This is a genomic window from Haloterrigena gelatinilytica (assembly GCF_013342145.1).
In the GTDB taxonomy this organism is placed as follows: Archaea; Halobacteriota; Halobacteria; order Halobacteriales; family Natrialbaceae; genus Haloterrigena; species Haloterrigena gelatinilytica.
Genome location: NZ_JABUQZ010000001.1, coordinates 2,303,022 through 2,325,817, shown reverse-complemented (window position 1 = coordinate 2,325,817; position 22,796 = coordinate 2,303,022). Strand labels below are relative to the sequence as shown.

General features: G+C 64.7%; 20 protein-coding genes and 1 tRNA gene. 15 read left to right on the top strand and 6 right to left on the bottom strand.

The features are described from left to right. Positions 1-54: 54 nt before the first annotated feature. From HTZ84_RS11695 to HTZ84_RS11685, 3 genes are all read right to left on the bottom strand, one after another. Positions 55-705 carry a DUF998 domain-containing protein gene (locus tag HTZ84_RS11695; RefSeq protein ID WP_174680843.1) on the bottom strand — a complete coding sequence of 217 codons (651 nt, stop codon included), beginning with the start codon at positions 703-705 and terminating at the stop codon, positions 55-57. An 87-nt stretch (positions 706-792) separates the two neighbouring features. After that, on the bottom strand, positions 793-1,914 hold the full coding sequence (locus tag HTZ84_RS11690) for an ABC transporter ATP-binding protein (protein WP_174680842.1): 1,122 nt from the start codon (positions 1,912-1,914) through the stop codon (positions 793-795). A 104-nt stretch (positions 1,915-2,018) separates the two neighbouring features. Beyond that, a complete protein-coding gene (locus HTZ84_RS11685) occupies positions 2,019-2,489 on the bottom strand; it encodes a DUF5793 family protein (RefSeq protein ID WP_008892692.1) in 471 nt (156 codons plus the stop codon). Between the two features lie 235 nt (positions 2,490-2,724). Here HTZ84_RS11685 and HTZ84_RS11680 point away from each other — a divergent pair, with 235 nt between their 5' ends. The 11 genes from HTZ84_RS11680 (at position 2,725) to HTZ84_RS11635 (ending at position 17,808) form a co-directional block, all read left to right on the top strand. Further along, positions 2,725-4,551, top strand: coding sequence for a type II/IV secretion system ATPase subunit (locus tag HTZ84_RS11680; protein ID WP_174680841.1), 1,827 nt, complete (start codon positions 2,725-2,727; stop codon positions 4,549-4,551). A gap of 5 nt (positions 4,552-4,556) precedes the next feature. Then, the gene (locus tag HTZ84_RS11675; protein WP_174680840.1) at positions 4,557-6,656 is read left to right on the top strand and encodes a type II secretion system F family protein; all 2,100 of its coding nucleotides are present in this window, start codon (positions 4,557-4,559) and stop codon (positions 6,654-6,656) included. A 264-nt stretch (positions 6,657-6,920) separates the two neighbouring features. Beyond that, positions 6,921-7,637, top strand: a complete 717-nt coding sequence (locus HTZ84_RS11670) for a class I SAM-dependent methyltransferase (protein ID WP_174680839.1) — start codon at positions 6,921-6,923, stop codon at positions 7,635-7,637. Between the two features lie 303 nt (positions 7,638-7,940). Continuing rightward, positions 7,941-8,885, top strand: coding sequence for a beta propeller repeat protein (locus tag HTZ84_RS11665; protein WP_174680838.1), 945 nt, complete (start codon positions 7,941-7,943; stop codon positions 8,883-8,885). A 259-nt stretch (positions 8,886-9,144) separates the two neighbouring features. Beyond that, positions 9,145-12,405, top strand: a complete 3,261-nt coding sequence (locus tag HTZ84_RS11660) for a tubulin-like doman-containing protein (RefSeq protein ID WP_309138868.1) — start codon at positions 9,145-9,147, stop codon at positions 12,403-12,405. Then, positions 12,402-13,859, top strand: coding sequence for a hypothetical protein (locus HTZ84_RS11655; RefSeq protein ID WP_174680836.1), 1,458 nt, complete (start codon positions 12,402-12,404; stop codon positions 13,857-13,859). Before HTZ84_RS11660 ends, HTZ84_RS11655 begins: the two co-directional genes overlap by 4 nt. A gap of 5 nt (positions 13,860-13,864) precedes the next feature. Next, positions 13,865-16,072 carry a COG1361 family protein gene (locus HTZ84_RS11650; RefSeq protein ID WP_174680835.1) on the top strand — a complete coding sequence of 736 codons (2,208 nt, stop codon included), beginning with the start codon at positions 13,865-13,867 and terminating at the stop codon, positions 16,070-16,072. Between the two features lie 133 nt (positions 16,073-16,205). After that, positions 16,206-16,276 (top strand) — tRNA-Gly (locus tag HTZ84_RS11645). A gap of 153 nt (positions 16,277-16,429) precedes the next feature. Next, positions 16,430-17,101, top strand: a complete 672-nt coding sequence (locus HTZ84_RS22845; RefSeq protein ID WP_254611742.1) for a site-specific recombinase xerd — start codon at positions 16,430-16,432, stop codon at positions 17,099-17,101. Between the two features lie 15 nt (positions 17,102-17,116). Then, entirely contained in the window at positions 17,117-17,539 is a 423-nt protein-coding gene (locus tag HTZ84_RS22840; protein WP_309138812.1) for a site-specific integrase, read from the top strand. A gap of 86 nt (positions 17,540-17,625) precedes the next feature. Further along, positions 17,626-17,808, top strand: coding sequence for a hypothetical protein (locus HTZ84_RS11635; protein WP_174680834.1), 183 nt, complete (start codon positions 17,626-17,628; stop codon positions 17,806-17,808). A gap of 55 nt (positions 17,809-17,863) precedes the next feature. Here HTZ84_RS11635 and HTZ84_RS11630 read toward each other — a convergent pair whose 3' ends face one another. Next, the gene (locus HTZ84_RS11630; protein ID WP_174680833.1) at positions 17,864-18,211 is read right to left on the bottom strand and encodes a universal stress protein; all 348 of its coding nucleotides are present in this window, start codon (positions 18,209-18,211) and stop codon (positions 17,864-17,866) included. On the opposite strand from HTZ84_RS11630, the gene HTZ84_RS11625 reads away from it, so the two are divergent. After that, positions 18,205-18,612 carry a hypothetical protein gene (locus tag HTZ84_RS11625; RefSeq protein WP_174680832.1) on the top strand — a complete coding sequence of 136 codons (408 nt, stop codon included), beginning with the start codon at positions 18,205-18,207 and terminating at the stop codon, positions 18,610-18,612. The two genes, HTZ84_RS11630 and HTZ84_RS11625, sit on opposite strands and share 7 nt — an antisense overlap. 221 nt (positions 18,613-18,833) lie before the next feature. Here HTZ84_RS11625 and HTZ84_RS11620 read toward each other — a convergent pair whose 3' ends face one another. Next, positions 18,834-19,415 carry an ArsR family transcriptional regulator gene (locus HTZ84_RS11620; protein ID WP_174680831.1) on the bottom strand — a complete coding sequence of 194 codons (582 nt, stop codon included), beginning with the start codon at positions 19,413-19,415 and terminating at the stop codon, positions 18,834-18,836. After that, a complete protein-coding gene (locus tag HTZ84_RS11615) occupies positions 19,403-19,723 on the bottom strand; it encodes a hypothetical protein (protein ID WP_174680830.1) in 321 nt (106 codons plus the stop codon). Before HTZ84_RS11615 ends, HTZ84_RS11620 begins: the two co-directional genes overlap by 13 nt. A 283-nt stretch (positions 19,724-20,006) precedes the next feature. On the opposite strand from HTZ84_RS11615, the gene HTZ84_RS11610 reads away from it, so the two are divergent. The 3 genes from HTZ84_RS11610 (at position 20,007) to HTZ84_RS11600 (ending at position 22,790) form a co-directional block, all read left to right on the top strand. Next, the gene (locus HTZ84_RS11610) at positions 20,007-20,360 is read left to right on the top strand and encodes a four-helix bundle copper-binding protein (protein WP_174680829.1); all 354 of its coding nucleotides are present in this window, start codon (positions 20,007-20,009) and stop codon (positions 20,358-20,360) included. A gap of 72 nt (positions 20,361-20,432) precedes the next feature. After that, positions 20,433-20,798: an SPW repeat domain-containing protein gene (locus HTZ84_RS11605; RefSeq protein ID WP_174680828.1), complete on the top strand. Its 366-nt coding sequence runs from the start codon at positions 20,433-20,435 to the stop codon at positions 20,796-20,798. Positions 20,799-20,891: 93 nt separating this feature from the next. Continuing rightward, positions 20,892-22,790, top strand: a complete 1,899-nt coding sequence (locus tag HTZ84_RS11600) for a glycoside hydrolase family 15 protein (RefSeq protein WP_174680827.1) — start codon at positions 20,892-20,894, stop codon at positions 22,788-22,790. Positions 22,791-22,796: the final 6 nt, after the last annotated feature.

The following is a 22,796-nucleotide window of genomic DNA, read 5'->3' as shown; positions in this document are numbered from 1 at the left end:
GGGTTCGGGCTTAAGCGTTGTGTGCGAGACAGGTACAATACCCGAACGGAGCGCTCAGTCCGCCGATTTCTCCCGATTGGAGGAATCCCGTCGATACCGCTCCGCGGCCAGCGCGAACACCCAGCTCCCGAAGGCGACGGCCGCGACGAATTCGGGGACGGCGAACCACGCCGACGGCTCCCCGGCGCCGGCGCGGCTCGCGAGCCACCCGAGCCAACAGAGCGGATGGACGATGCCGAGCCAGACGGAGACGAGACCGAGTCGGGCGTCGCCGGCGAGCACGAGTCCGCTTCCGTACACCCACTGCGCGAACGGCGCGAGCCCGAAGAACAGCAGGGCGACCGGCGTGTGGAATTCGGCGTCGAGGTAGAACGCGTCGTGGCCGAGAAAGAAGACGCCGATACCGACCAGGGCGGCCGTCGCCGCCCACAGCAGGGCGGCGCCGAGACGCTCGAGGCCGTTCCGTGCCGCCAGCCAGAGCCGCCAGCCGAAGGGGACGCCGAGCAGGCCGCCGAGGATCAGCCCGCCGTTGAACAGCGGAAAGGTCCGGGTTTCGTAGCGCCCCATCTCCGAGAGCGCTCGAACGCGCCAGGAGAACGTCTCCGGGGCGGCCACCAGCGTCGCGAGCGCGATCGCGCCGAGGGCGACGAGGGGGGCGGCGAGCCCGCACGCCGTCGCGGCGCGTCGCCTGGAGAGCGCGTCCATGCGTTCGAAATTACGCGAAGCCGACATCAAACTGTCCCCCGTCGGAGAACGAGAGGGGAGCGACGAATTCGACGGTGACGGCGGAACTCAGTCCGCGGGGAACCAGGCGAGGTCGTGGTCGGCGGTGACGCGGACGGCGACGCGCTCGCCGACGTCGATCCGGTCGGCGTGGTTGTGCATACACTCGAGGGTCTCGCCCGACTCGAGTTCGACGCGGTAGAGCGCGGTCGGCCCGAGATACCGCCGGTAAACGACGCGACCGTCGGCCGCTCCGTCGTCGGCCGGCGCGGCCGTCACGTCGTCGGGACGGACGAGCAGATCGACGGTTGCACCGTCGTGCCGGTCGGTCAGGTCAGTAACGGCGTCGCGGCGGACGCGACCGACGGCGGTGTCGACGCCGTCGGCGCGGACCTCGCCCGCGAGGAAGCTGGCGTGGCCGAGGAAGCCGGCGACGAAGCGGGATTCGGGCTGCTGGAAGACTTTCTGGGGCCGATCGATCTGTTCGATATCGCCGTCGTTCATCACGGCGACGCGGTCGGAGATCGACAGCGCCTCCTCCTGATCGTGGGTCACGGAGACCGCGGTGACGCCGGTCTCCGCGATGATCCGGCGGACCTCCTCGCGCATCTCCACGCGGAGGTCGGCGTCCAGATTCGAGAACGGCTCGTCGAGCAACAGCAGCTCCGGTTCGGGCGCCAGCGCGCGGGCCAGCGCGATCCGCTGTCGCTGGCCGCCGGAGAGTTCGTCCGGATAGGCGCCGCCCTGGGCCTCGAGGCCGACGAGGTCGAGTAGTTCGTCGACGCGCGCGTCGCGTTCCCGCTCGTCCCGGTCCCGGAGGCCGAAAGCGACGTTCTCGCGGGCGGTCAGATGGGGGAACAGCGCGAACTCCTGGAAGACGACGCCGACGTCGCGTTCTTCCGGCGGAACGAACCGATCGGCTCCCGCGACGCGCTCGCCCTGGAGGGCGATCCGGCCGGCGTCGGGTCGCTCGAGGCCGGCGACGAGACGGAGCGTCGTCGTCTTGCCACAGCCCGACGGACCCAGCAGCGTCAGGATCTCGCCCTCGCGGACCGACAGCGAGAGGTCCGAGATGACCGTCTCGGCGCCGTAGCGCTTGGCGACGCTCTCGAGTTCGAGCACCGTATCGCCGGTCGCGGGATCCGGTCGTCGGTCGCCGGTCGCCGTCGTGTGTAGTTGTCCGTTCGCCATCGATCGATCCGCCGGCATCCGCCGGCGTCTGTTCGATTGGGCGTCGATAACACGCATATAGCTGCCGGTCAGTTCCGAGCGACTGGGAGTTCCGACGGCCAGAATTAGAGTTCGACGCCGCTGGGGATCAGGCTGTGTTGGCGAAGCAGGTTGCCTTCGTCGTCGTAGACGAGAAAGGTCCGTTTGTCGTAGGTGACGAAGCTATCGCCGTCGAGCGTGATTTCGACCTCGTATCGGCCGTCGTCTTCGGTCGCGTCCTCCCCGTAGCCCCGGGCCGCCTGGATGAACTGGAGGACGTCGTCGGCGTCCTCGTTGAGTTCGAGAATGAACTCGCCGGTGACCCGGTTGGTCACGCTGACGACGCCCGCGGTGTCGGTATCCAGCGGTTCCTGTAGTCGGAGTGCGACGTCGGTCTCCGCCGCCTCGAGAACGTCGCCGTCGGGGCCGGTAAGGCGCTCGCGAAGCATCGTCTCCGGGCCGGTAAAGTCGATCGATACCGAGGGTTTGCTCGGTTCGCCGTCGGTTTCGACCCAGTCGATATTGCTGACGTTTAATGTGAAATGCTCGCGCCTCATTCCGTACCCCTCGCTTCGCACTCACACCGTATCAACGTAACGCACGACCGGTTACCGATTCGACCGATCGATTCCCCGACGTCGGCGGGGCGCGCGCCGCCGACTCGCTCGAGCGCCGATCGAACGGCCGTCTCACTTATGCCCCTCGCCGCGCGACATGCCACGAGAACGACCCCGCTCGCGAGCCGCGTCGACGCCGCGGTCTCCGTCTGTACGCTCGCGAGCCGACTTCATCATGTCCGACCAGCGCGATACCGACCCGGCCGATTCGATCGCAGCCGACGGGAGCGACGGCGACGGCGTCGGTGGCCGCCTCGAGTCGACGCTCGCGAGCGCCCGCCGAACGCTCCGTCGACTCCGCGAGACGCTGCAGGGCTCGGAGGTGCGGGTGCCGAATTACGATCCGTCGGCGCACGGCCCGCTGGTGACGTTCGACGGGATCGACGGCCTCGAGGAGGTCGACCGTTACTGGGCCGACGCGCCGTTTTCGTTCGTCACGATCGGCCGCGACCGGTCCGCGAACGAGTACCGCTACCGCGCCGTCGAGCCGACGCTGCGGGACGACGAGGCACGCCTGCTCGAGACGCTGTTCGAGGACGTCCGCGATCCCTTGCTTTATCGCGAGGACGATCGAGGCGACGCCGCGGAGCCGCGGGCCGCGAGCCGCGGGGACGGGATCGAGGCGCTCCTGCGCGAGACGATCCGCGAGTACTTAGAGCGCTACGGCGCGGACGTCGACGCGGCGACGTTCTACCGGCTCTTCTACTACGTCCACCGGAACTTCCGGGGCTACGGGCGACTCGAGCCGATCATGCACGATCCCCACGTCGAGGACGTCTCGTGTGACGGCTACGACCTCCCGATCTTCGTCTACCACGACGAGTACACCGACGTCGAGACGAACGTCTCCTTCGGCGCGGACGAACTCGACGGCTTCGTCGTGCGCCTCGCCCAGCACTCGGGGCGACACATCTCCATCGGCGACCCGATGGTCGAGACGACGCTGCCCGACGGCTCGCGCGCGGAACTGGCGCTTGGCCGGGAGGTGACCCCGCGCGGTTCGGCCTTCACCGTCCGGAAGTACGCCGACGAGCCGTTCACGCCGATCGATCTGCTCGAGTACGGCACCTTCAGCGTCGAGCAACTGGCCTACCTCTGGCTGGCGATCGAACACGACAAGAGCCTCATCTTCGCCGGCGGGACGGCCTCGGGGAAGACGACGAGCATGAACGCCGTCTCGATGTTCATCCCCCCGCGCGCGAAGGTGGTGACGATCGAGGACACCCGCGAACTCCAGCTCTCCCACGACAACTGGCTCTCCTCGGTCACCCGCGAGCGCGTCCACGAGGGGAACGACGTCACGATGTACGACCTCCTGCGGTCGGCGCTGCGCCACCGCCCGGAGTACATCGTCGTCGGCGAGGTCCGCGGCGAGGAGGCGATCACCCTCTTTCAGGCGATGAACACCGGCCACACAACTTACTCGACGATGCACGCCGACTCGGTCCAGACGGCGATCAATCGCCTCGAGAACGAGCCGATCGACGTCCCCCGCCCGATGGTCGGCAGCCTCGACATCCTCTCGGTCCAGACGCTGACCCGCCTCGAGGACGGCCGCGTCCGCCGGAACAAGGTCCTGGCCGAAATCGACGGGGTCGACCAGCGGACGGGCGAACTCGACTACTCGACGGCCTACACCTGGGAGGGCGACACCGACACGTTCCGGTCGTCGGGCAGCGCCGTTCTCGAGGAGATCCGGGACGACCGCGGCTGGAGCCAGCGCGAGCTGCTCGCCGAACTCGAGCGCCGCGAACGCTTCCTCGAGTACCTGCAGGCGAACGGGATCACCGACTACCGGCGCTTTACCGCGCTGGTCAACGAGTACTACGCCGATCGAGAGGACGTGCTCGAGCGGATCGACGCGGCGGATTCCGATGCCGACGGCGACTCGGCGTCAGATGCTGAACTCGGGTTCGGATCCGACGCTGAAACCGAGACCGAGACCGAGACCGGGATCGGACGGACCGGCATCGACCGACAGCTCGAGAGCGACGGGTCCTGACAGCCATGTCGGTATCTACCTTCCTGCCGCTCGCGCTCGCCGCGCTCTGCTGTGTGCCCGTCCTCGCGGCCAGATACCACGACGGCGTCGACCGGCGGCTGACGCGGGCCGCGATCGGGCTCTTCGGCGGGTACGTCGACGAGTTCCGCGACGAACATCCCGACAGGCAGGCGGCGCTGCGAGCCGCCCACGCGCCGGTGACCTACCGCGAGTACGGCGCGATGACGGTCTGCTACGCCGGCCTCTTCGCGGTCCTCGGCTCGGTGCTCGGCATCTACGTCATCTGGGGCCTGTTGCTCGTGCTCTCGGTCGATCCCGAGACGCTCCGGGCGGCGTTGCCGAGCGCCCTCGCGTTCCTCGCGAACCTCGGTGGCGTGCCCTCGCTGTCGCTCGTCGAACTGTTCGGCCTGTTGCTCGCCTCCTGTCTCACGCTCGGCGCGGTCGCCGGCGGCGGCGCGTACTGGCTCCGCTGGTGGTACCCGCGCTACGTCGCCGACGAGCGCGCCCGCCGGATCGAGACGGCGCTGCCCTCGACCGTCGCCTTCCTCTACGCCCTCTCGCGCAGCGGGATGGCGTTTCCGAAGGCGATCCGCATCGTCGCCGCTCACGAGGCGACCTACGGCGAGGCCGCCGCGGAGTTCGACGTCGCGGTCCGCAACATGGACACCTTCGGCGTCGACGCGGTCACCGCCCTCCAGACGATGGGTCGGCGCTCGCCGAGTCCCCAGTTCCGCGAGTTCAGCGAGAACCTGGTCAGCGTCCTCCAGAGCGGCCACAGCCTCTCTGATTTCCTCGAGCGCCAGTATCGCGACTACCAGGAGGAAGCCGAGTCCCAGCAGGAACGGACCCTCGGACTGCTCTCGACGCTCGCCGAAGCCTACGTGACGGTGCTGGTCGCGGGCCCGCTCTTTCTCATCACGATCCTCGTCGTCATCGGGATCGCCGTCGGCGACACGCTCGAGCCGCTGCGGGCGTTGATCTACCTCATCCTACCTGTCGGCAACCTCGCGTTCGTGATCTACCTGAGCGTCGTCACCGATAAACTGACGCCCGGCGCGGCGGCGAGCGACGCGGGCGAGGCTCCGTCGCCGGACCTCCCGGCAGACATCGCGCGTGAGGCGCGGCCCGACGGCGGGGCCGTCGATAGCGGCGCCGTCGGTGCCGACGCCCGTCCGAACGTCGAACGGCTCCGGTACTACCGGCGGCTCCGCGGCCTGCGCGAGCGATTCGGGGATCCGATTCGGACGCTGCTCGAGCGCCCGGCGCTGTCGCTCGCGCTTACCGTCCCGATCGCCCTCGCGGGCGTGCTGTGGCGGTTCCCGGCGGCGCTCGAGGGCGGGTTCGACGTCGCGGCGATCGACGACGCGATCGCGGTGGGGCTGCTGGTCGTCCTGACCGGCTTCGCGATCTGTTACGAGGGTCATCGCCGCCGGATCGACGCGGTCGAGGCGGCCGTCCCGGACCTGCTCGACCGACTCGCGAGCGTCAACGAGGCCGGCACGTCGCTGGTCTCGGCGGTCGACCACGTCCGCGGCTCGGAGTTGGGACCGCTCGGCGCCGAACTCGACCGCGTCTGGGCGGACGTCCAGTGGGGCGCCGACCTCCAGACCGCGTTCGCCAGACTCGAGCGGCGGCTGCGGACCCGGACGACCGCCCGCGTCGTGACCCTGCTCACCGAGGCGATGAACGCGAGCGGGAACCTCGCGACGGTCCTTCGGATCGCCGCCCGGCAGGCCGCGGCCGACCGGCGACTCGAGCGCGAGCGCAAACAGGCGATGGTCGAGTACACCATCGTCGTCTACGTCTCGTATCTGGTCTTCCTGTTCATCATCGCGGTGCTCGCGGCGTCTCTGCTGCCGAACCTGCCCGCGGCGGGAGCCGATACCGCGACCGCCACCGGACCCACCGCGGTCGACGGACTCGGCGGCTTCTCGGACTCCGACCGGGCGACCTACGACACGCTGTTCTACCACGCGACGCTCGTTCAGGGGCTGCTCTCGGGGCTGATCGCCGGCCAGTTGAGCACGGGCGATATCCGCGGCGGCGCGAAACACGCCGCCGTCATGGTCGGCCTCTCGATCCTCCTCTTCGCCGTCGTGGTCTGACAGTCCGGCGAGACGGACGGCTTGCCGACCTCGCGGGAGCCTCGCTCCCGCTCAACGGCAGTCGCTTCGGATCCATCCGCGGTGGCCAGACCAGCCACCCGGCACGGGCGGGACTGAAAGGGGCGATCCGCTGGCGCCGGCGCCAGCGGATCGGGGCTTTCGGTGGGACTGAAAGGGGCAGACACGCTCGATCCTGAACGGTCGAGCGTGTCTGGGCTTTCGCGTTGCGAACGGTTTTTGCGCGTTCCCCGACGAACACCGACGATGGCCGAGGAGCAGGAGTCCGACCTCGAGGACGACGCCGACGCACAGCGACGGGCCGCCGTCCGCGACACCTACGACCGCATCGCCGACCACTTCGCGTCCACGCGAGAGTACGCCTGGCCCGAAGTCGAGTCGTTCGTCGAGGACGCGGCCGGCGGCCTCGAGACCGACGGGAACGAGTCCGCGGTCGGTCTCGACCTCGGCTGTGGCAACTGTCGGCACGCCGAACTGCTGGCCGATCACTGCGGGACCGTCGTCGGCCTCGACGCCAGCCGGGGCCTCCTCGAGACCGGGCGCGAGCGCGCCCTCGAGCGCGGGTTCGAGGTCGCGCTCTGCCAGGGCGACGCCGGACGGCTGCCGCTGGCCGACGACAGCGTCGACGTCGCGGTCTACGTCGCGACGCTGCATCACCTGCCGACCCGACGCGCTCGACGCGACAGCCTCGACGAACTCGCGCGAGTCCTCGCGCCGGGGGGCCGCGCCCTCGTCAGCGCGTGGTCGACCGCCCACGATCGCTTCGACGCCGACGAGGGATTCGACACCGCCGTCGAGTGGACCCTCCCCGGCGGCGAGACCGTCGATCGCTTCTACCACATCTACGCGCCCGACGAGTTCGAGACCGCCCTCGAGGCCAGCGCGCTCGAGGTCGTCGACTGGGAACTCTCGAGCGGCAACTGTTACGCGACGGTGACCGTAGCAGGCGGCGAACAGCAGTAACCCGAACACGATCGGCCAAGAGCGGCCGGTTTGGCCGTCTGTCGTTCGTTTATGACCGGCGGATAAACTGTCTCCGGCGACGTTCCGGCGAGACAACTAGTAGTTATCGCCGCTCGAGAGCGGTTGGAGACGCCATCTCGAGAAATCGGTTCTAATCGTCTTTCGTCTCCGTATGCGTCAAATTTCCACCTCTCTGTCACTCATTTTCCAGTCAATAAAGAGAACGAAACTGTAACACGACTCCTAACGCCGTGAATGAGCGACGGGTTTTATGGCATCCTCGTTACCAGCCCCGAACGCGCTATGACGCGACTCACGCGACGCTCGACGCTGCAGCTCGCAGGCGCATCGCTTGTCGCAGCCACCCTCCCCGCAACCGCGTCCGCATCCGAAGACGGCTGGACGGCCGTCGAGACTCCCATCGATAGTACCCTCCACGACGTCGCGTCCACGGCGACGAACGCCCACGCGGCCGCCGAGGGCGGCACCGTCCTCGAGCGGACCGACGCCGGCTGGGAGGTCGTCCTGCAGGGCGGTCCGACCGGCAACGGGAACGACCTCTACGGGGTCGACGTGACGGATGACGGCGAGCGACTCTGGATCGTCGGCGCCAGCGGCGCGATCGGCGAGTACGACGTCGGTACAGGCGACCTCGTCGATCGGTCCGCGCCGAACGATTACACGGCCAACTTCAACGACGTCGCCGTCACTGGACCAGTGGGCGACGCGGACGTCTACGTCGCCGACGACTCCGGTTCGATCCATTACAGCTTCCAGAACGGCGAGGAGGGCACCTGGGAGTACGTCGTCCCCGGCAGCGGCGCCGGTCTCAAGGCGATCGAATTCTTCGGCGACCGCGCGGGCCACGCCATCGATACCAACGGCCGCGTCTACGCCACCGACGACGGCGTCACGTGGAACGCGATCGGCATCGAGGACGCCGACTCCACGTTCTACGGCCTCGACAGCGACGCCGCCGACGACGTCACCGTCAGCGGCGGTAACGCCTCGATCTTCGAGTACGACGGTTCGCAATGGGTTCCCGAGAGCCTCGGCGACGCCGACCTCTTCGACGTCGAGACCGACGGCGACGAGGGGTACACCGTCGGCTCCGGCGGTGTCATCTTCGAACTCGACGGCGGCGAGTGGACGCTGAACCAGACGCCCGTCGGCGAGAACCTGACCGCCGTCGCCGACGGTCCCGTCGCCATTGCCGTCGGCTCCGCTGGCACCGTCCTCGAGCGATAATCCGATCCGTTCGCCTCCGCTCCGCCGCTCCCGGCTCCAGTTCCGCTAGCGGCCCTCCTCACGCGCTCACACCGCCCCGTCGGTAACTCGCTCGAATGACTGTCCTCGTCTCCCAGAGTGTTGCATGATAGCCACAGTATCGTTCTCTCATTGGAAAGTTAATTCACGACTATTGTTAGTCATGTTGCTTGATTTTGATAAAGCTCGGATTTAGCGGAATTAGGGCCTCTCGGAGGCAATCTGCCATAGAATATAAGTCATGTGGACTGAATTTGCAGACGATAACGACTGTCATATGAATTTACCAGAGCGAATATTCTCAGTCGGGGGTGCAGGAAAGCAGATCGCGTTGGAACTACTCGAATCGGAGTGGGTCCTTCGCGAGATTCTGCAGCCGCGACCGAATCCGCAGTCCGTGCGCGTAACGATCCTCGATACGGCCGAAGAAGAGGAGAACTCGGATCGGGAGCGAATCGCCGAGATCCGCGAACGGGTCGCGACGCTGAAATCGGAGCTCCGGGAGACCGGAACCGGTCGTCCCGGCGACGTCTCGATCGAGTACAAGATGATCACCCGGAACATCCAGCTCAACGACCAGAATGATCTGATCGGTGAGACCGCGGTTCCGCGGATCGCGGCCGGGAACGGGATGGACGAAAACGACTGGTGGGTCGAGGAACAGCACATCAACGAGAACCTCGACTTCGCGACCGGCGTCGTCCGGAAGCGAGGGCTCGGGAAGGCCATGTACTACAAGGCCTACGCCGAGGACGACGAGCTGTCGACCTACATCGACCTCCCGGACAAGGGGAAGGTCGCCGTTCTCGCCGGACTCGGCGGCGGCACCGGTTCCGGGATCGTCATCGATCTGGCGCGCCACCTCCAGAAGAAACAGCGAACCGCGGAGATCACGCTGTTCGGCATCCTCCCGAACCACACCGAGGGGATCCGAGAGAACGCCAACGCCTTCGCCGCCCTCTCGGAACTCGAGTACCTCAACCTGATCGACGAACCCGCGTTCAAGGATCGCGTCCTCCTGCCGATCGATCCGACGGGCTTCGACGGCAAGGGCGGGAACAAGATCCAGAACGGCCAGCTGTTACAGGAGTTCGACGAAGCGATCGTCTACCTGATCGCCGCCTACTACAATACCGTCGGCACCGAGGACCCGTTCGCGGACTCGCCGACGTACGCGCCGTTCACGATCGGGATCCCCCAGATCCTCCGGTACAACGTCGAAGCGATCAACGAGGGACGGACCGCCCTTCGCGAGATCCTCTCGGCCAAGGAGGAAGCCGTGCAGGCCGAACGCGACATCTACACGCAGATCGAACGGTTCCTCGACAACCACTACGACGGCCCCAGCGGCGAGGGCCTCCGGGACCTCGACCGCGCGGACCTGAACGAGCGGTTCGACGAACTCCGTTCGCTGCTCGACTTCGAACTGTTCAACGAACTCGAGTACGAGTCGGTCTCGATCTTCTCGGAGATCATCTCGGACGCCGAAAAGGAGAGCGAGGACATCTCCGAGCGGATCGACATCATCTCGGGGTCGCTCCGCGCCGTCGACACCGCCGGCCAGCAGGCCGGGCGGTTCGTCGACAACATCGACGAGAACCTCGCTGAAGCGCTCGAAGCGGACCTGAAGGCGATCGTCCAGCGACACCGACTGCTCGTCCAGAAGCAGTCGATCGACGACAGCCGCGTCAGGGACGCCGTCGAGTACCTCATCAACAACGACGACGGCAGCGGCAACCCCGGCGTGAAACTCAACCGCCTCGAGACGCAGCTCTCCGATATCTCCGACCAGCGAGCCCGACTCGAGGACGAACTCGAGGAGACCGTCGAGGAACTCGAGCGACTCGAGGAGGAGCAGGCCGAGGAGATCGACCGAAAGGTTCGCGACTGGGAACGCGACGTGACCCAGACGCTCGAGCAGTACCAGGCGGTCGACGTCGAGGCCGTCCGCAGCGAGCTCTCGGCGCTGACGCGCGAACTCGAGCAGTTCGTCTCGGAGACCGTCAACGCTCGAAACGACACCGACGTCGATCAGGTCTCGACCCAGGAGATCACCCAGCGACTCGACGGTATCGAGACCGAACTCGACCGCGTCGGGATCGACTTTCACGAACAGCGCAGCGACATCGAAACGTCGATAGCGGCCCTCAAGGAGACGCGGAAGGCGGCCCTGACGATGAACACCGAGGCGGGGACCATCGAAAAGCTCACGCCGTGGTCCGGAAAGACCGAGCAGGCGAAGGAGGAGGCCCACCGCAACTTCCGCGTCCAGAAGAACAAGCTCGACGAGCGAGGCGTGTTCAGCGTCGGTCCGCCGGGTTCCTCGTTCAGCGCGGAGGTCGAGTACGACGACGGCGCGCTCCTCGACGAACTGCAGGCGCGAACGCGCGAACTCGAGGACGAGATCGTCGACGAACTCGCCCACCGACTCGAGTCGTTCGGCGCGGACCGCCGCCGCGAGATCGAATCGGAACTCGATCACGGCGCCGACTTCGGTCGCCTCCGAGAGATCGCTCGCGAGGCGTTCAAAGCCGAAATCGGCGGCACCGACGACGTCAGGGAGCGCAAGGCGGACCTCGAGGACGAACTCGAGGAACTCGAGCAGGGGTACGAGACCTACGAGGCGACGGTCGACCTCTTCGAGGAACTCAACCAACGCCGCGAGGCGTACGCGAACCGTCTCGCCGAGTTCAACCGGAAGCGCAACGAGTACGACGCGGAAACGTCGACCCGCTCGGTCGCGACCGAGCGCGACGAGTCGGTGTACGTCAAGAACATCAAGCCGAACGACGTCTTCCGGGCGACCGGCGACGAGGGGATCGGCGACAGCGACCTGTTCAACAGCCGCGAGGAGAACCAGCGGGTCCACAGCTCCCTCGAGGATCTCGTCGAGAACGTCTTCAACGAACAGTACTCCGGGATCAAGAAGCGGAGCTTCAGCAAGGGCCGACAGCGGTACAACGATATCAAGGTCCGCGTCGGCGTGTTGAGCCAGGCGGTCCAGCAGATCGATCCGGACGCCCTCGACTTCGAGAACCAGTTCAACAGCGCGTTCGATCTCGGCGCGAGCGGCAACCGCGTCGAGAACCCGTACACGACCTGGCAGCACGACATCGGCGACAGCTGGGACATCGGCGTGAGCGCGTTCATCGACGGCATCTTCCTCGACAACCTGCGGAAGATGGTTCAGGCCGACGGCTACCGCTCCGGCTACGAGAAGCGCTGGTCCGAACTGGGCGACGACATCCTCATCCACCACAACCACGGGCTCGAGGAGGGCTACTACGTCCGACGGAACGAGATGCTCAACATGGAGAGCGACGACGACGTCGGCTTCTACCTCCAGGACGAACCCGACATCGTCCAGGGGCTGTTAGACGAGTACGTCGACGTCGTGTCCGTGACTGGTGAGGAGGACGGCGACGACGGCGCCGATACCGATACCGACGAACGGGCGACGGCGGACGATCAGACCTACGAGTTCAGCGGTGGGGTGCAATGATCACCACCGCGGTCACCGCGCTCAACCGACACCGGGAGAAGGTCTCGCTGGTCGGCTACTTCGTCGTCATGCTCGGGCTGACGCTCCCGCTGGCGACGATGCTGGGGTCGGCCTACGAGGACGGGAAGCTCACGCGGTCGCTGATCGATCTCCACCTCCTCGTCGACGCGATCGATCTCGAGGGGGTGAGCGTCTTCCTCCTGGGGATCTTCATCGGGTTACTGATCCTGTTGACGATCGATCCGAAGAAGCGCTGGCAGGGGTATCTCCTCTGGATCGGCCTGGTCATTTCGTTGCTCGGCCTCTGGACGATCGGACTGTTCATTCCGAACATCGAATTCACATCGATGACGAACCTCGGCTGGCTCGCGGTCGGCACCCTGCTCGGACTCGTTCTCGGCGGCGGTCGGAAGCTGCTTCGGACCCAGACCGCGCAGGCCCTCGAGTTCCGCAGCGCCGCGAAGGGGATCTATCTGATCGTCGCCCTGCTCATCGTCAGCGCGTTGATCGAAACGCACCTCGTGTATCCGACGATCTTCGAAATCACGGCCGACGGCGTCTCGATCGTCTCTTCCGAGACGTCGGGCGTCTCGGTCGAGACCGACGGGCTCGCCCGGAACGCGGTGCTGAGCGGGATCTTCATCCTCACGGTCAGACGGTTCATCCAGTACGACTCCGAGGAGGACTTCTTCGTTCTCGGTCCGCGCGGCTCCGGGAAGAGCCTCTTCCTCATCGGCGCGTACCTCGAGGCCCTGAACCGCGGCCGGAACGACGAAGCGACCAAGCAGACGCCGCTGCAGCCGAGCCAGGAACTCATGAAGATGGTCGAAAACCTCGACCAGCGATCCGAGGGCTGGCTCATCGAGGCGACGGGTCGCGGCGAGATCAAGGACCTCGCGTTCCAGTACGTTCACGGTTCGACGTTCCCGAAGAACGTGAAGGTCTCGAGCATCGACTACGCGGGCGAGTACCTGAGCCGACTCCCCGACGCGCTGTCCGGCGCCGTCACTGAAGACGACGCCGACAACACGCTGTTACGGCTCTCGGACGGCGTCGAAGACGCGGACACGCTGATCCTGCTGGTCGACCTCGAACGGTACGCCAACGGCGAGTCGCTCGACATCTCGGAGTACTTCAGCATTCTCCAGGCGGCCGACGATAAGGGCATCTTCGTCGTGGCGACGAAGGCCGACGTCTTCATCGAGGACTTCCAGAAGGAACAGGGGATCGAACCCCACCTCGCGTTCGACGAGTTCAAGGACTTCGTCAATCAGCGGCTCCGCCAGAGCGAACAGATCGACAGCCTCATTCGGCAGACCGCCGGCGCCGAGATTCACCCCGTCTACTATCAGACGACGGAGAACGAGAACGGCGATCGCGTTCCGATGCGCGACGAGACCGGCTCGGTCATGACGATCGGATTCGACCGCCTGCTCAACGAACTCGGACGGTGAAACACATGTCAGAACTAACGATATACGATTCACACGGAAACCCCTACGGAGACGGCGGGAGAGGGCGTTCGAACGACCGGATCGAGGAGTTCTTCTTCGGCGGCGTCAAGCTGTACCTCGACGCCGGCTCCCGGACGGAACTGGTCGTCTTCTTCCGCGCTCGAGAATCGAACGTCGGTCGCGCCGAACAGTTCTACGCCGTGTACACCACGCGAAACACGCGCAACCTGTTCGAGAACTTCCGGTCGGAGCTCCGCCAGCGGGTCGAGACCGAGTACGGAATGTCGATCGAGACGTCGTCCGACGACGTCCGGGTGTACGAGTCGCTCGGCGGTCGGAACGACTCCGTTCCCGGCTCGGAGTTCGACCACTCCGTCGTCTCGAACCTGCTGCAGTCGGGGAAACGGCTGCGGTTCGGCGTGTCGTCCGCGAGCGGTGCACTGGCCCTCTGCTCGAAGTACCTTCAGGGACCGGCAAACCGGGTCGCGATCGCGGACAACACATCGATCGACGCCATCGAGAGCTGCGATCTGGCGGTCGAAGTCGGAACCCATCGAGGCCTCGAGCCGCTGGGTGAGACGGGCCGCCTGATGGACGAGCAGCGCCGGAGCATGGAGGGCCAGTTGATCAACGAGAAGGTCGCGACGATCAAACAGGAGGTCGACGACCTCCGGACGAAGACCAGCAAGAGCGACGAACAGATCCGAAACCGGCTCAAACGGCAGATATCGATCTTCGAGACGCCTCCGCCGCCGTCCAGTACCGGCGGTCGGTTCGACGCGCTACCGAACCTGAGCCGTCCCCAGAAGCTCGCCGGGGGCGCGGTCGTTCTCGTAATTCTGATCGCGCTCGTTTCGGTCGTGGCGTCAGGTCTGTTGGGAGTCGGACCGGTCGCGGACACGCTCGTCTTCGGTGACGACGAATCGGAGGCCACTCTCGAGAGCGTTACCGTGGCGGGAGACGAGATAGCGAACTTCGACGAGCAACAGAACGTCACGCTCTCCGAGGGCGAATTGCGCGTCGCCGGCGAGACGAATCGGGACGCGGTACAGATTATATTTATTCCCGACGACGGCAGCGGGAATGCGACCAGCGAGCCCGACATCGGAGACGACGGCTCGTTCGACGCAACGCTGACCGAGGTCGAGCCCGGCAGCGGCGAACTGCTCGTCAAAGTCGGAACGGACGACGGCGAGTTCGAGTCGAAAACCAGCAAGTCGGTACGGCTCAACGTCGAGAGCGAGACGGACGCTCCGACTCTCGAGCTCGAGTCGATCGGCGACGAGTCGTTCGACGACCTCGAAGCGGCTGAAAATGCAGCGGTGACGCTGTCGGGCGACGAACTGGCTATCGAAGGGTCGACGAATCAAGAGACCGTCGAGGTCTCGTTCGAGCCCGTGGACGGCGGTAACCAAACCAACGGCTCGATTGCCGTCGAGAACGGCTCGTTCGCCGGCACGCTGTCCGGACTCGAGCCCGGCAGCGGTGACCTCCGCGTCGAAGCGGGCTCGGACGACGGCGAGTTCGAATCGGAAATCAACGAGTCGGTGACGGTCGAACTCGAGCCCGAACCGACTCTCGAGACCGATTCGGTCGGCGACGAGTCGTTCGACGAGCTCCAAGCGGCTGAAAACGCGACGGTGACGTTGTCGGGCGGCGAGTTGACGATTGAGGGGACGACGAATCAGGAGGCCGTTAAGGTCTCGTTCGAGTCCGAGACTGGGGACGACCACACTCCCGACCCGATCGACGTCGAAGACGGCTCGTTCACCGTCACGCTGTCCGATCTCGAACCCGGCAGCGGCGAACTCCACGTCAAAGCGGGGTCGGACGACGGCGAGTTCGAGTCGGCAATCGACGAGTCGGTGACGGTCGAACTCGAGCCCGAACCGACCCTCGAGGACGTTACGGTCGGCGACAAACGGTTCGACGAACTCGGGGAAGACGAGAACGTCACGGTCACGGACGGCGAGTTGACCATCGAGGGATCGACGAATCAGGAGACCGTCGAGGTCTCGTTCGAACCCGAGGACGGGAGCGAGACTGTCCGCAACACGACGGATGTCGGCGACGGCTCGTTCACCGTCACGCTCTCCGGACTCGAGTCCGGCAGCGGTGAACTCCTCGTCAAGACCGGACTCGACGACGAAACTGACGAGGCCGAAGTGGAACGTCGCGCGGCGATTCGGCTCGAGTCGAACGGCTCGAACTAATCGAGTACCGACGGCGGCTATTTTTTCACGCGGAATTAGATGAAGTCAGAAGGCTCGATTCGTGTCAGACTCACTCACGCCGACGCGAGGAAAAAGGAAGAGTCATAAATCCCGGGCGAAAACAGAGGACTGCGCGCGGATGGTCTAGTGGTAGGACCTGAGCCTTCCAAGCTCATGGCCCGGGTTCAAATCCCGGTCCGCGCATCCTCGTTCTCCGCGTCGGTACGCCGGTTCGAGCGAAGATTATCTTAGTGCAGTAAGCCAGCGACCCACGAACAGGGTTCACGCGAAACTGATCGAGACGTAGTTCGTTGCTTCCGGGTTTCCTCACGTAGACAGGACACGGTCCATCGATCTATGAGTGAAGAAACCGAAAACATCGTCCTCGTACCCGAACCGTCAGCGAAATACCTCAACCCTCGACAGCGCGTCTCCTACCGAGACCACCGGAGCAAGCTCGTCGACTGGATGCTCTCCGAGGGAAAAGATCCGAAGCGATCGATCGGCTACGCCCACTCGACGACTCGTCAACGAGCATACCGGCTCGACACGCTTTACCGAAAAACGTGGCAGGCAGAGAACCGATACACGGAGAACATCACCCCTACGCACGCGAATGCATGGATACAGGAACTAGCGGAGACGGATTACTCCCAAAGCTACAGACACTGCTGTCAGAAAGCGGCACAGACGTTGTTCAAGTGGAAACGACACGAGTTCGGCAGCGCAGTCGAATGGGAGCCGAACCTATCGTTTGCATCGCGATCGCTACACAACCCGCGCGATTTCCTCACGCGTGACGAACGGGAGCGCGTCCGAGAGGCCGCGCTCGAATATAGAGGTATTCCCGACTACGACGCCGTCACGCCGGACGAGCGCGAGCGCTGGCGGCGGTACCTCGCACAGCGATTGGGCAAGTCGAAGGACGACGTAACAGTAGACGACTGGGAAGCCGCGAACAGCTGGAAGATACCGTCGCTACTGTGGACGACACTGGACGTCGGGCTGCGTCCGATCGAAGTGCGGTGAGCGACGACGTCGTGGATAGACGCGTCGAACAGCGTGGTACGGATTCCGAAGGAGGATTCGGCGAAGAACACGGAACACTGGCGGTGTAGCTTGTCGGAGCGAACGGTGATGGCAGTCGAGCGGTGGCTCGAAGAACGGAGCTGCCGGGAGAAATACGAGGACACCGAACAACTCTGGCTCACCAGATTCGAAAATCCGTATTCGACCGGATCACTGAACCGAATGTTTCGAGAGATCTGTGCAGAGGCCGGAATCGCGGTGGAGGACCGCGACTTGACGTGGTACTCGATGCGCCACAGCGTCGGGACGTACATGGCGAAGGAATTGACGGTGAAGGCAGCCGCAGCGCAGTTGCGCTATCGATCGATCAAATCTACGCTGCGGTACGATCGAGTGCCGATCGAGGAACGAAAGGCGGCACTCGAGCGGATGGGCTGATCGACCCTTCGGCCGCCGTTACGCTACTGCGTCGACCACGCGTTTGCATACCGCTCGCTGAATACCCTCGGTGATCACAATCGTGTATGGCCAACGATGAGACGACCGGCCTCGATAATCCCGAGATCCTCTGCGATACGATCGCCGAACTGATCGACGCGCTCGAGGACGGGGACCTGCTCACCGAGGACAGAGCGTCCGAACTGCGGTCCGAGGTCTATCAATCGATCGATCTGGGAGAGTACCCGTCAGAAGAAGCTGGCGAGTAGCTCGACCGGTCCAGCCCGTTGCGAACGAGTCAGTCATCAGTATCTTCGCCGCGGGTCAGCGAACGACCGTGACCGGTACCGGAGCGCGACGCGTAACCGCTTCGGCGACGCTTCCCAACAGAACGCGACTCGTCCCGGTCCGCCCGTGCGTTCCGATGACGATGTGATCGATGTCGTGCCCATCCGCGAATTCGACGATAGAGCGGGCGGGCGATCCGACCATCCGTTCCGTATCGACGATTCCGTTCACCCTCTCGGCTCGGTCTTCGGCGTCCGAGAGTATCTGATCCGTGGTATCTTCCTGTTGCTCCCGAAGCGCGTCGTAGGTCGCCGGGACAGTCGCTTCCATCGTGGCAGCACCGTGGAAGTCGGCGGGATCGATCACGTATAAACACGATGTCATCACCAGATGTCCAGCAGCCGCTGTCGACTATCCAGTGTGATGTGTGGCGGTCTGCCGTCCGATCCGGCGGCCAGCAGACGGTGTCCTTTCTCCTCCTCGAGAGACTCACGATCCCCCTTCTCGGCTGCGACGACCATCTCGAGCAGTTTTCCTCGATCTGTGAGTTGAGTACCGACGATACGGCCGAGATCGTCCATCATCGACCGGCCGGCGGTCTCTCGTGTCCCAGCTGCCGCCTCGCGCCGTACAACACCTCCTATCCCCTGATACGGGTTCGGGACGGAGCCATCGTCCCGATAGCGTGTCCGGAACACCAGTCAGAGATCGTCCAGCGGTTCCAGACCGGACTCCGGACCCAGCAACAGCTGACGTCCGACTTCGTTACCCACATAGATTCGTAACAGAGAGAGCGCGTGAGCGACCGAAAGCAGCGGTGTACCTGACGGTACATAGCATAGATTACGCTCCGACTCATCGATATGACTTATCCGAGAAACGGGAATCCGATAATCGACTCTTAGTCACGAGAACAGTTTGATCACTTCTCAGTCCACGTTTCGTTACTCATCACCTCACACCGTCCTGATTCGGCACGACTGGCCGTCTAGCTGTGCTGCATTCGCTAATTTCGGACGTCGGTATCATCGTTCGTCGTCGGAACTGTACGGAGCTGTCCTCGAAGGTATCGCTCGCCGCGTTGGGTCATTCGATACTTCCCCCGTTCGACCTTCTCGACGAGCCCGTGTTCGTCCAGTTCGATCAGCCGGCGGTTCACTTCCTTCCGACTGAATCCGGTGTTGCAGGCGACGATCGACGGAGTCAGTATCAGATCGGCGCTGTGAAACGTACTCAAGATATCGTCGTCCATCGGCGTCATCCAGTCGGCTGGCTGGCGAATCCGGGCCGGTTCGCTCAGCAACACCTGTGCCCACTCAGCCGTCCGTATGTCGTTTGCTACGGGATCGTAGAGGCCGAAGACGACCAAGAGGGCAGCGGCCCCGTGGAGCCAGTGAACGAGCGACGGTGCGAACAGTTCAGCGGTTGGTCCGCCGATCACAGCGAGAACTAACCCGCCGACAGTAACGAGTACGAATTGACGGTACGCCGTCACCGAGGCCTCGAGGGAGAGGAAGTAGAGGAGTTCGAGGGCGACCACGACTCCGATCAGTAGATTGTACTCGACGAAGGGGGTCAGTCCTTCCACGATATCTCACCGACTGGCCGATTCTGTCGAAGTTGGTGGTGGCGGAGTATTAGCAGGCCGAGGAATATCGCGACGATCGTGTTCGCCGCGCTACGGAGGACGTGGAGGATCAACAGATCTGGTCCGGTGATGAGAAGCATCGTGTGATACACCGTCAACGCGACCATCACGAGAGAAAGGAGAGCGATCGCCGTCCCGAAGGGGGAGTTCCGGAAGAGACCCCAAGACAAGAGCGCGAACACCCCTGCTCCGGTGCTGGCAATGATCGCGAAGGGGACCTCGAGGAGGTGGATGATAGAGTGTTCCACAGCGCGACCGACAGTTCCAGTCTTCGTTAAACTGTGGCATGGTATTTCACTGGTTCGAGGAGGAGAAACGACCCGAGGTCATTTACGAGGTGAAAGGAGGAGGACCTCGGCTACCCGCTGACGAAACCGTTTCTCTGCCCGATGGGATGGTAATGATTCGTGAAGCCGGCCTCACCGATTGGCCGTACCGAGCTCTCCGCTGCGTGTTTCGCCCCTCACCATTCGGTCGGTTCATCGTGGGGTGTGGATAACAAAACTGATCGCCGCCGACCGGTCGATCGCAATGGCACTGACCCAGATCGACCACGTCAGCGAAAGCGAGGAGATGCAAGAGTGTATCGACAGCTGCTTCGAATGCGCACAAGCCTGTGAGTGGTGTGCCGACGAATGCGCCGGCGAGGGCGAGGGGATGGCCGAGTGTCTGCGGCTCTGCCGGGACGTCGCCGACCTGGCGACCATGCATGCACGGTTCATGGTCCGCAATTCCGGCTACAGCTCGGACCTCGCCGCGATCACCGCCGACGCCTGCGAGGAGTGCGCCGACGAGTGCGAGCAACACGACGCCGAGCACTGTCAGGTCTGTGCGGACGTCCTCCGCGACTGTGCGGAGACCTGCCGAAACATGGCGTCGGCCTGAGAGTGCCGTTCACTCGGTTCGCGGCTCCGAGCGCAACTCGCTCCCGATCCAGACCACCACGAGCGCCGAATCATGGACGTAACGACGAAATTGACGGTCGGCGGCAACGGCGTGCTCGGCTGCTGGTTGATCGCGGCACCGTTCGTCCTCGGCACGTCAGCGGCCGGTCGCTGGAACGACGTCATCGTCGGCACTGCGGTCGTCCTCGTCGCCGGCTACAATTACGTCAGGGCAGCCAGCCGGCGACCTATAACCGCGACTGGCGCAGGTCTCGTCGCGGTCCTCGGACTCTGGCTCGTCGTCGCGCCGTTCGTACTCGGTCTGGAGGAGTTGGCGCTGTGGAACGACGTCGTCTCGGGCACGCTCGTGGCGAGTTTCGGGAGCTACAACGCGTACGTCGCTGGCAGCGCGCCGGCCCTTCGAGCGACTGCCCAATAGGAAAGACGATCGGTGACGAGAGATGAACGGGTTATCGACGATCGGCGCTCGGTCCGTGCGCATCGTAGCGGCGATCCGACCTTCACAGTAATCATGCAGTACAAACCCCTCGAGGAGTACGGTGCGATCGGTGACGGGAACACGGTCGCGTTAGTCGGTCGCGACGGGTCGATCGACTGGTGTTCGTTCCCGCACGTGGAGTCGCCGAGCGTCTTCGCCGCGATACTCGATGCCGACCGCGGCGGCCACTTCGCCGTGCGGCCGACGCAGTCGTTCGAATCCGTCCAGCAGTATCGAGATCGAACCAACGTCCTCGAGACGACGTTTCGGACCGCCGGCGGCAGCGCGACGGTGACGGATTTCATGCCCGTCGCCGAGGCGACCGAATCCGTGACGGACGACCGATCACCGACCGTCTATCGGAAACTGGGCTGCGAGGACGGTTCGCTCGAACTCGCGGTCGCGTTCGAACCGCGATTCGACTACGCGCGGGACGTACCCGATGTCGAACTGACGAACGAAGGTGTCGTTGCGGGCGACGACGACAAGCGAGTGATCGTGTCCAGCGACGTTCCACTCGAGCCGTCGGCCGACGGCCATGCCGCTGACGCGACGGTGACGCTCGAGGCCGGCGAGACGCGCTGGCTGGTGCTGAGCTACGGCGAGGCGGTCCCACACGAGCCGTCGTGCCATCAGAAGACGCTCGCCGATACCGTCGAGTACTGGCGGGAGTGGACGCACGACTGTGACGGGACCGACTGCCCCGTCGGCGGCCCGTGGCACGACCTCGCGGTCCGGTCGTCGCTCGTCCTCAAACTCCTCCTCCACCGGGAGAGCGGTGCGGTGTGTGCGGCCCCGACGACGTCGCTGCCCGAGGACCTCGGTGGCGTCCGCAACTGGGACTATCGATTCAACTGGATCCGCGACGCGGCCTTCACGGTCCGGGTGCTGTCCGAACTCGGTCATCTCGAGGAAGCCCGCTCGTACTTCGAACTCTGTCTCGACCACTGTCGCGGCCACGATCCCGAATCGGTGCCGCCGGTTTACGGCCTCCACGGCGAAGCGGTCTCCGACGAAACGGTCCTCGATCACTTGAGCGGGTACGAGGGATCGGCCCCCGTTCGTATCGGCAACGCGGCCAAAAACCAACATCAGCTTGACGTCTACGGTGAACTGATCCTCACAATCTACGAGAGTATCCGCTACGGCGAACCGATGACGTACGACGATTGGTCGGTGATGCGGGACCTCATCGACTACGTCTGCGAGGGGTGGGACGAGCCCGACGCCGGCATCTGGGAGGTTCGATCGGACTACGAACAGTTCGTCTACTCGAAGGTGATGTGCTGGACGGCCCTCGATCGGGGGATCGAACTCGCCGAAACGGCTGACGACCTTTCGGCGCCGATCGCGCGCTGGAGGACGTGCCGCGACGACGTTCGCCGGGCGATCCTCGAGCGGGGATACAGCGAGGAAGCGGACAGTTTCGTGCGATCGTTCGGCGACGAGGAGGTGCTCGACGCGTCGAATCTCCTCGTCCCGATCGTCGGATTCCTCCCGCCCGACGACGCTCGCGTCCAGGGGACGATCGACGCGACGATCGAGCGCCTGACCACTGACGACGGACTCGTCCGGCGCTACGAGGGTGACGACGGACTCCCCGGCGAAGCGAGTCCCTTCGTCGTCTGCTCGTTCTGGCTCGTGAGTGCACTGGCGCTCTCGGGACGGATCGACGAGGCGAGAGCGCGTTTCGAGGCGATCCTCGACCACGCCAGTCCGCTCGGATTGCTGGCGGAAGGGATCGATCCGGATTCCGGTGAACAGCGCGGGAACACCCCGCAGGCGTACAGTCACATCGGACTGCTCAACAGCGCGCTCTACCTCGCCGCCGCCGACTCGAGTGGCGAGTCGATAGCGCCCGAACGCAACGAGTCGCTCCTGGACGACGGCTCGACCGGGGCGATCGCCCGCCGGCCGAACGACCGCGAGTGAGAGGCG

Excerpts from the sequence above, each read along its gene's own strand:
- HTZ84_RS11695 (WP_174680843.1), bottom strand. The coding sequence starts at position 705 with ATGGACGCGCTCTCCAGGCGACGCGCCGCGACGGCGTGCGGGCTCGCC.
- HTZ84_RS11690 (WP_174680842.1), bottom strand. The coding sequence starts at position 1,914 with ATGGCGAACGGACAACTACACACGACGGCGACCGGCGACCGACGACCG.
- HTZ84_RS11685 (WP_008892692.1), bottom strand. The coding sequence starts at position 2,489 with ATGAGGCGCGAGCATTTCACATTAAACGTCAGCAATATCGACTGGGTC.
- HTZ84_RS11680 (WP_174680841.1), top strand. The coding sequence starts at position 2,725 with ATGTCCGACCAGCGCGATACCGACCCGGCCGATTCGATCGCAGCCGAC.
- HTZ84_RS11675 (WP_174680840.1), top strand. The coding sequence starts at position 4,557 with ATGTCGGTATCTACCTTCCTGCCGCTCGCGCTCGCCGCGCTCTGCTGT.
- HTZ84_RS11670 (WP_174680839.1), top strand. The coding sequence starts at position 6,921 with ATGGCCGAGGAGCAGGAGTCCGACCTCGAGGACGACGCCGACGCACAG.
- HTZ84_RS11665 (WP_174680838.1), top strand. The coding sequence starts at position 7,941 with ATGACGCGACTCACGCGACGCTCGACGCTGCAGCTCGCAGGCGCATCG.
- HTZ84_RS11660 (WP_309138868.1), top strand. The coding sequence starts at position 9,145 with ATGTGGACTGAATTTGCAGACGATAACGACTGTCATATGAATTTACCA.
- HTZ84_RS11655 (WP_174680836.1), top strand. The coding sequence starts at position 12,402 with ATGATCACCACCGCGGTCACCGCGCTCAACCGACACCGGGAGAAGGTC.
- HTZ84_RS11650 (WP_174680835.1), top strand. The coding sequence starts at position 13,865 with ATGTCAGAACTAACGATATACGATTCACACGGAAACCCCTACGGAGAC.
- HTZ84_RS22845 (WP_254611742.1), top strand. The coding sequence starts at position 16,430 with ATGAGTGAAGAAACCGAAAACATCGTCCTCGTACCCGAACCGTCAGCG.
- HTZ84_RS11635 (WP_174680834.1), top strand. The coding sequence starts at position 17,626 with ATGGCCAACGATGAGACGACCGGCCTCGATAATCCCGAGATCCTCTGC.
- HTZ84_RS11625 (WP_174680832.1), top strand. The coding sequence starts at position 18,205 with ATGTCATCACCAGATGTCCAGCAGCCGCTGTCGACTATCCAGTGTGAT.
- HTZ84_RS11630 (WP_174680833.1), bottom strand. The coding sequence starts at position 18,211 with ATGACATCGTGTTTATACGTGATCGATCCCGCCGACTTCCACGGTGCT.
- HTZ84_RS11610 (WP_174680829.1), top strand. The coding sequence starts at position 20,007 with ATGGCACTGACCCAGATCGACCACGTCAGCGAAAGCGAGGAGATGCAA.
- HTZ84_RS11605 (WP_174680828.1), top strand. The coding sequence starts at position 20,433 with ATGGACGTAACGACGAAATTGACGGTCGGCGGCAACGGCGTGCTCGGC.
- HTZ84_RS11600 (WP_174680827.1), top strand. The coding sequence starts at position 20,892 with ATGCAGTACAAACCCCTCGAGGAGTACGGTGCGATCGGTGACGGGAAC.